This is a genomic window from Methylobacterium segetis (assembly GCF_004348265.1).
Lineage (GTDB): Bacteria > Pseudomonadota > Alphaproteobacteria > Rhizobiales > Beijerinckiaceae > Methylobacterium > Methylobacterium segetis.
The window spans coordinates 20,782-27,339 of the sequence record NZ_SMNT01000076.1 but is presented as its reverse complement, the minus strand read 5'-3'; the positions used below and the strand labels follow the sequence as shown (position 1 = coordinate 27,339).

At 69.6% G+C, this 6,558-nt stretch carries 6 protein-coding genes and 1 pseudogene; 1 reads left to right on the top strand and 6 read right to left on the bottom strand.

Annotated elements, in window-relative coordinates:
• The 5 genes and pseudogenes from E1J50_RS18475 to gloB form a co-directional block, all read right to left on the bottom strand.
• Positions 1–103 (bottom strand): annotated as a pseudogene (locus E1J50_RS18475) (succinate--CoA ligase subunit alpha); the annotation flags it as partial.
• 1 nt (position 104) lies between these two features.
• Positions 105–1,301, bottom strand: coding sequence for an ADP-forming succinate--CoA ligase subunit beta (gene sucC, locus E1J50_RS18470; RefSeq protein ID WP_132255295.1), 1,197 nt, complete (start codon positions 1,299–1,301; stop codon positions 105–107).
• Between the two features lie 72 nt (positions 1,302–1,373).
• The gene (gene mdh / locus E1J50_RS18465) at positions 1,374–2,336 is read right to left on the bottom strand and encodes a malate dehydrogenase (protein WP_132255294.1); all 963 of its coding nucleotides are present in this window, start codon (positions 2,334–2,336) and stop codon (positions 1,374–1,376) included.
• A gap of 299 nt (positions 2,337–2,635) precedes the next feature.
• On the bottom strand, positions 2,636–3,259 hold the full coding sequence (locus E1J50_RS18460; protein WP_245516637.1) for a TetR family transcriptional regulator: 624 nt from the start codon (positions 3,257–3,259) through the stop codon (positions 2,636–2,638).
• Positions 3,260–3,591: 332 nt separating this feature from the next.
• Complete coding sequence (gene gloB / locus E1J50_RS18455; protein WP_132255293.1) at positions 3,592–4,371, bottom strand: hydroxyacylglutathione hydrolase; 780 nt, start codon at positions 4,369–4,371, stop codon at positions 3,592–3,594.
• 189 nt (positions 4,372–4,560) lie between these two features.
• On the opposite strand from gloB, the gene E1J50_RS18450 reads away from it, so the two are divergent.
• Positions 4,561–5,295 carry a class I SAM-dependent methyltransferase gene (locus tag E1J50_RS18450; protein ID WP_132255292.1) on the top strand — a complete coding sequence of 245 codons (735 nt, stop codon included), beginning with the start codon at positions 4,561–4,563 and terminating at the stop codon, positions 5,293–5,295.
• 102 nt (positions 5,296–5,397) lie between these two features.
• Here the strand turns inward: E1J50_RS18450 and E1J50_RS18445 are convergent, their stop codons facing one another.
• Positions 5,398–6,450: a hypothetical protein gene (locus tag E1J50_RS18445; protein WP_207919239.1), complete on the bottom strand. Its 1,053-nt coding sequence runs from the start codon at positions 6,448–6,450 to the stop codon at positions 5,398–5,400.
• Positions 6,451–6,558 lie beyond the last annotated feature (108 nt).

Sequence of the window (6,558 nt, the reverse complement as noted above, 5' to 3'; positions counted from 1 at the left end):
TCCGCGTGCCGTAGGCGATCGCCTGCTCCGAGTGGAACGTGCCGTTCTTGCCCGTGAAGCCCTGGCAGATGACCTTGGTGGTCGCGTCAATCAGCACCGACATCTCAGGCTCCCTTCACCGCGGCCACGATCTTCTGCGCGGCGTCGTCCAGATCGTCGGCCGGGATCACGTTCAGCCCCGAGCCCCGGATGATCGCCTTGCCCTCCTCCACGTTCGTCCCCTCCAGCCGCACCACCAGCGGCACCGACAGGCCCACCGTCCGCACCGCCGCGATCACCCCGCGCGCGATCACGTCGCACTTCATGATCCCGCCGAAGATGTTGACCAGGATCCCCTTCACGTTCGGATCGGCCGTGATGATCTGGAAGGCCGCCGTCACCTTCTCCTCGCTGGCGCCACCGCCGACATCCAGGAAGTTGGCCGGCGCCTCGCCGTAGAGCTTGATGATGTCGAGCGTGGCCATCGCCAGGCCCGCCCCGTTGACCATGCAGCCGATCGTGCCATCCAGCGCGATGTAGGCCAGATCGTGCTTGGAGGCCTCGATCTCCTTGGCGTCCTCCTCCGACTCGTCGCGCAGCCCCAGGATCTCGGGATGCCGGTAGAGGGCGTTGCCGTCGAAAGCGATCTTGGCGTCCAGGCACTTCAGCTCGCCCGCAGCCGTCAGCACCAGCGGGTTGATCTCGAGAAGGCTCATGTCCGTCTCGGTGAACGCCCGGTAGAGCTTGGCGCTCAGCGCCTCGGCCTGCTTGGCCTGGGCCCCGCCGAGCCCCAGGGCGCGGGCCACCGCGCGGCCGTGATGGGGCTGGATGCCGGTGGCCGGATCGACCGGGATGGTGTGGATCTTCTCCGGGCTGTCATGGGCGACCGCCTCGATGTCCATGCCGCCCTCCGTCGAGACCACGAAGGCGACGCCGCCGCTGGAGCGGTCGACCAGCATCGAGAGGTAGAACTCGGCCGCGATCTGGGCGCCCTCCTCGATGTAGAGGCGGTTGACCTGCTTGCCGGCCGGCCCCGTCTGCACCGTGACCAGGGTGGCGCCCAGCATCTCGCGGGCGTTCGCCACCACCTCCTCGACCGACTTGGAGACGCGCACGCCGCCCTTGGCGCCGGGCGCCGCGCCCTGGAAGCTGCCCTTGCCGCGCCCGCCCGCGTGGATCTGGCTCTTGACCACCCAGACCGGACCGCCGAGATCGCGCGCCGCGCCCTCCGCCTCCGACGCGTCGAAGATCGCAACACCCCGCGAGACCGGGACCCCGAACTCCCGCAAAACCGCCTTCGCCTGATACTCGTGTATGTTCATGGCAGCCTCGTCGGATGAAGCGGGCAGCGGAGGAGAGAGGGGCGGACGCGCCCGCGTCCGCCCGGATCGGGCTCAGGCGAGCGAGGCGTTGATGCCCTTGCAGGCCTCGATCAGGCCCTTCACGGAGGCGATCGACTTGTCGAACATCGCCTTCTCGTCGGGGTTGAAGGTGACTTCGAGGACGCGCTCGACGCCCTCCGCGCCGATCACGATCGGCACGCCGATGAAGAGACCGTCGATGCCGTACTGGCCCGACAGGTGGGCGGCGCAGGGCAGGACGCGCTTCTTGTCGCGCAGGTAGCTCTCGGCCATCGCGATGGCGGATGCCGCCGGCGCGTAGAAGGCCGAGCCCGTCTTGAGGAGGTTGACGATCTCGCCGCCGCCCTTCCGGGTCCGCTCGACCATGGCGTCGAGCTTCTCCTGGGTGGTCCAGCCGAGCTTGACGAGGTCGGGCAGCGGCACGCCGGCCACCGTCGAGTAGCGCACCAGCGGCACCATGTCGTCGCCGTGCCCGCCGAGCACGAAGGCCGTGACGTCCTCGACCGAGACCTTGAACTCGTCGGCGAGGAAGTGTCGGAACCGGGCGGAATCGAGGACGCCCGCCATGCCGACGATTTTGTTCGTCGGCAGCCCCGAGAATTTCTGGAGCGCCCAGACCATCGCGTCGAGGGGATTGGTGATGCAGATCACGAAGGCGTTCGGCGCGTATTGCTTGATGCCGGCGCCGACCGCTTCCATCACCTTGAGGTTGATGCCGATGAGATCATCGCGGCTCATGCCGGGCTTGCGCGGCACGCCCGCCGTCACGATCACGACGTCGGCGCCCTCGATGGCGGAGTAATCGCTCGCGCCCGAGAACTTGGCGTCGAAGCCGTCGACAGGAGCGGATTCCGCGATGTCCAGCCCCTTGCCCTGGGGCACGCCGTCCGCGATGTCGAACAGCACGACGTCGCCGAGTTCCTTCAGGCCCGCCAGATGCGCGAGGGTACCGCCGATCTGTCCGGCGCCGATGAGCGCGATCTTGCTGCGTGCCATGGGAAAGAAACCTCCGCTGCCAGAATGGGAATGGCCGGCCGCCCGGTCCGATCGGGCCCCGGGATCTGCGTCGAAGCGCGCCCGTCACGGTCGCTGGCGTGGCTGGGTGTGTGGCGGAAAAGCCCCCCTGCTTCAACCCGACCAAAGGTGGAGCAAGCACGCTTCGGGCCAGAGAGAGGACGCCAGTCTCAGAAGACGGGAGGGCGAAACCTCAGTACGGCGAAGATGTTAGGCCGAGGCCAAGCTCGCGGCCGTCGGTGCGGGAGCGAAGTGACAGATATGAAATCCTGTCACTTCGCCTATAAAATGCCCGCCCGCAGCACGCGCTGGATCGCGTGGATCACGGCGCCGAGGCGCGCCTCGACGAGGTCCCGGGGCACGTCCGAGTCGTGCTGGATCGCGAGCGGGTGCGTGAAGCGGTAGCTCGCATCGAAGATGTAGGCGATGGCCCGCTCGCGGTCGCGGGCCGAGAAGGCGCCGGTCGCCATGCCCTCCTCGACGATCCGCTCGACGAGGCTGCGCAGGCGGACGCGGTGGCGCCGAGCGATCGGGCGGGCCTCGACCGTGGCGTCGAGATGCACGGCGAACAGGTTCGGCTCGTCGACCAGGGCGTCCCGCTGCACGGCCGAGAGGGCACTGAGCAGGCGCTCGATCTTGTCGTCGGCCGGATCCGGCCCGTCGGCGATGCCGGCGAGGCGCGTCTCGACCTCCCGCAGCCAGCGCCCGGCCACCGCATCGAGGAGCGCGTCCTTCGAGGGAAAGTAGCGATAGACGTTGGCGTGGGTCATCCCGGCCTCCGCGGCCACGGCGACGACGGTGACGCGCTTCGGCCCGAGCCGGGCGAGGTGCTCCGTCGCGATGGCCAGGAGGCGCACGTCGGCGGAGACGGGCGTGGGCCGGGCTCTGGCGGCCGGCCCCGACAGGCGCGCCGCGGGGCGGCTGCCCGGGCGCGCGGCGGCGCCAGCTGCCTCCTCGACCAGGACGGCTTGCAATCTGTCCTCACGGACCGTCTCGGTCCGCTCAGGCTCGGCGGCGCTTTCCGGCTGTACGAAAGGGAGGGGAAGGCGGGAGGGGGAAAGGTGATAAGGCGAGACGGACCCCCATCTGATCAGCGGAAGCGCGTCGCGGCACGCTTCTGACGACGTGTGCGCGCCCCCCTCCGGGGGCATGGCCGGAGGAGCCTTTCAAAGCTCCTCCACTGTCATATGTTCAGTTCCCTTTGAGATGGCAACAAATTTTTCTTGAATGGTTCGGATCAGAACCGATTCTTCCACGCTCTCAAGGCCACGAAGACAGCGGCCGGATCGGCCCCCGGGCTCAGGTCGACCGCGCGGGCCAAGTCCGGCTCGGTGCTGCGCAGGAAAGGATTCGTAGCGCGTTCCACTCCCAGCGTCGAGGGACTGAGAAAACGATCCTCCCGCTTCGCCCTCTCCGCCTCCGCGGCCCGTGCCTTCAAGTTTTCGTTATCGGGGTCCGCGGCGAGGGCGAAGCGGGCGTTCGAGAGCACGTAATCGTGCCCGCTGAAGACCTGCGTCCCGTCGGGCAGCGCGAGGAACCGCGACAGGGAGTGCCACAGGACCTCCGGCGGGCTCTCCATCACGCGGCCGCAGCCGAGGGTGAACAGGGTGTCGCCGGCGAAGACGAGGCCGGCATCTCGAAACCAGTAGGTGACGTGGTCGGCGCAGTGCCCCGGCGTCTCCCAGACCTGGCCGAGCAGATCGCCGACCCGGACCGCATCCCCCTCGGACACCGTGACGTCGACCTCCGGCACGGCCGCGCCGGCCTTGGCCGGCGCCGTCACCCGCGCGCCCGTCGCCCGCTTCACCTCCGGGATGCCCTCGACATGGTCGGCGTGGCGATGCGTGACGAGGATGTCGGTGAGCCTCCAACCGGTCTCGTCGAGGGCACGCAGGACCGGAGCGGCCTCGGGCACGTCGATCGCGGCGCAGGCGCCGGTGGCCGGGTCGCGCATCAGCACGCCGATATTGTCGCTGCGGCAGAGAAAGGTGCGGATCTCGGGCGTCGCGGCGGCCATGGCGGATCTCCTCGTGAGCCGAATCAATCCCGCGGAGAACCTGGGCCGGCGCGGCGAGTTCCGGGCCGACCCGCTTGCCGCGCGGGCTCGGCAACCCCATTGAAGCATTCGGAGCCATTCGGCGAGGGGCTCGGGCCGCGGGAACCCGCGCCGACCTCCGAGAGCCGCCCTTGCGTAACCCGCCGCCCCATGCGTCTCGACGTCACCGACCTGCGTGCCTTCTACGCGTCGCCCCTCGGGGGCGTGACGCACCGGATCGTCGCCCGGGCGATCCACGGGTTCCTCGGCTCGGTCTCGGGCCTGCGCGTCCTCGGCCTCGGCTACGCCACGCCCTATCTCGGGCCGGTCCACTGCATCGCCGAGCGCACGCTCGCCTTCATGCCCGCGACGCAGGGGGTGGTGAACTGGCCGGGCTCCGGGCGTTCCTGCTCGGCGCTCGCCGACCCGACCATGATGCCGCTGCCCGAGGCGGCGGTGGATCGCGTCATCCTGGTCCACGCTCTCGAATCGGTCGAGAGCCCGACGGAGCTGCTGCAGGAGGTCTGGCGCACGCTCACGCCGGGGGGTCGGATGATCCTGGTCGTGCCGAACCGCCGCGGCGTCTGGGCGAGGCGGGAGGCGACGCCCTTCGGCCACGGCCAGCCCTACAGCCGCTCGCAACTCGGGCGCCTCATGCGCGACACCCTGTTCTCGCCGGAGGGGTGGGCCGAGACCCTCTACATGCCGCCCCTGCGCGGACGCCTGACGCTGCAGACGGCCTGGGCCTGGGAGCGGTTCGGCACCGCCCTCTCGCTGCCCTTCGCCGGGCTGCACGTGGTCGACGCCACGAAGCAGCTCTACCGGCCCGTCGCCGTGCGCCAGGTGCGGCGCGCGGCCCGCCTCGCCCCGGCCCGCGTGCTGGTGCCCGCCCCCTCCCCCGGCTGACGCGGCCGCGGGCGCGATCCTCCCCCTCTTCCGTCCCGATGCCGCGAGGCGGGCCTCCCTCGCGGGAGCCCGCCTCTCGACCCGATCGGCCCCTTCCGATCGTCAGATCGTCGGCAGGGCCGCGAAGGACCCGTACAGGAGCGCGTGGCCGACATAGTAGAGGGCGAGGAAGCTCGCCAGCGCCGCGCCGTAATAGGCGGGCGCCAGGACCACGTCCCGCCCGGTCGCCGGGGCGCGGGCATCGTCGGCGGCGATGCCGAGCAGCACCACGATGATGCCGGAATGGCCGACCGCGTCGATCTTGCCGAACTCGAAGACGGCCGAGACGAAGATGGCGGCGAGCACGATGGCGGCGGTGCGGCGCACGAGCGGCGTCCAGATCAGCGCGAAGGCCAGGGTGAACTCGATGACGCCGGCGGCCTTCATGAACAGCTCCGGGCTGGCGCCGAGCGTCATGGCGGGCTTGGCGGCGAGGAGCGGCGCGGTCCAGTCCGGATAGGCCCACTTCTCGACGGAGGCCCACATCAGGGTTACCGCGGCGGTCGCCCGCACCACGTCGATCGGGCGCATGCCGAACAGGGTCCGGTCGAGGCCGGTCAGGGCCAGGTAGGCCGCGATGCCGAGGAAGACGGGGTAGTCGGCGAGGTGGAAGGCGCCGTAGGTCCAGGTGGCGAGGCCGAACAGGAAGACGATGCCGAGGGCGGCGAGAGGCAGCGTCCGTTTCCAGATCAGCATCGCGGCGATGCCGAGTTGCAGCCACGAGACCCAGGTCGCGTCGGTCTTCAATTCGGGCGTCAGGATGATGCCGCCGAGGTTCCACAGGGACACGAAGAAGAAGCCGCAGACGACCCTGACCAGGAGCTCGGTGTCGGTCCGAAGCCGCTCGGTCGCCCGGTCGAGCGCGTTGAGGAGCGCGATGCCGACCGGCGTTCCCTCGGCGAGGCAGCCCGCGATCAGGCAGAGCATGGCGAGGCCGACGAGCCACTCGAAATCGGCGCAGAGGACGTTCCCGAGTCCTTCCGGCTGCCCCGCCACGTTGAAGGCGCAGAACCATTTGACGTGAGCCTGCGCCGGCCCGGCGGCCACCAGACCGGCCGGCAGAGCGACTAATGCCGCCAGGCCCGAACGCAGCAAACACTTCCTGATTTGAGTCATCGGCGCCTCGGCAGCGGAGCGTTCATCATTGCTGACCGAGATATTTACCTTCACTACCAGAGGTCGCGCCAACGCTTTGTTAACAGAGCTTACCGAAAGGTTAACGCT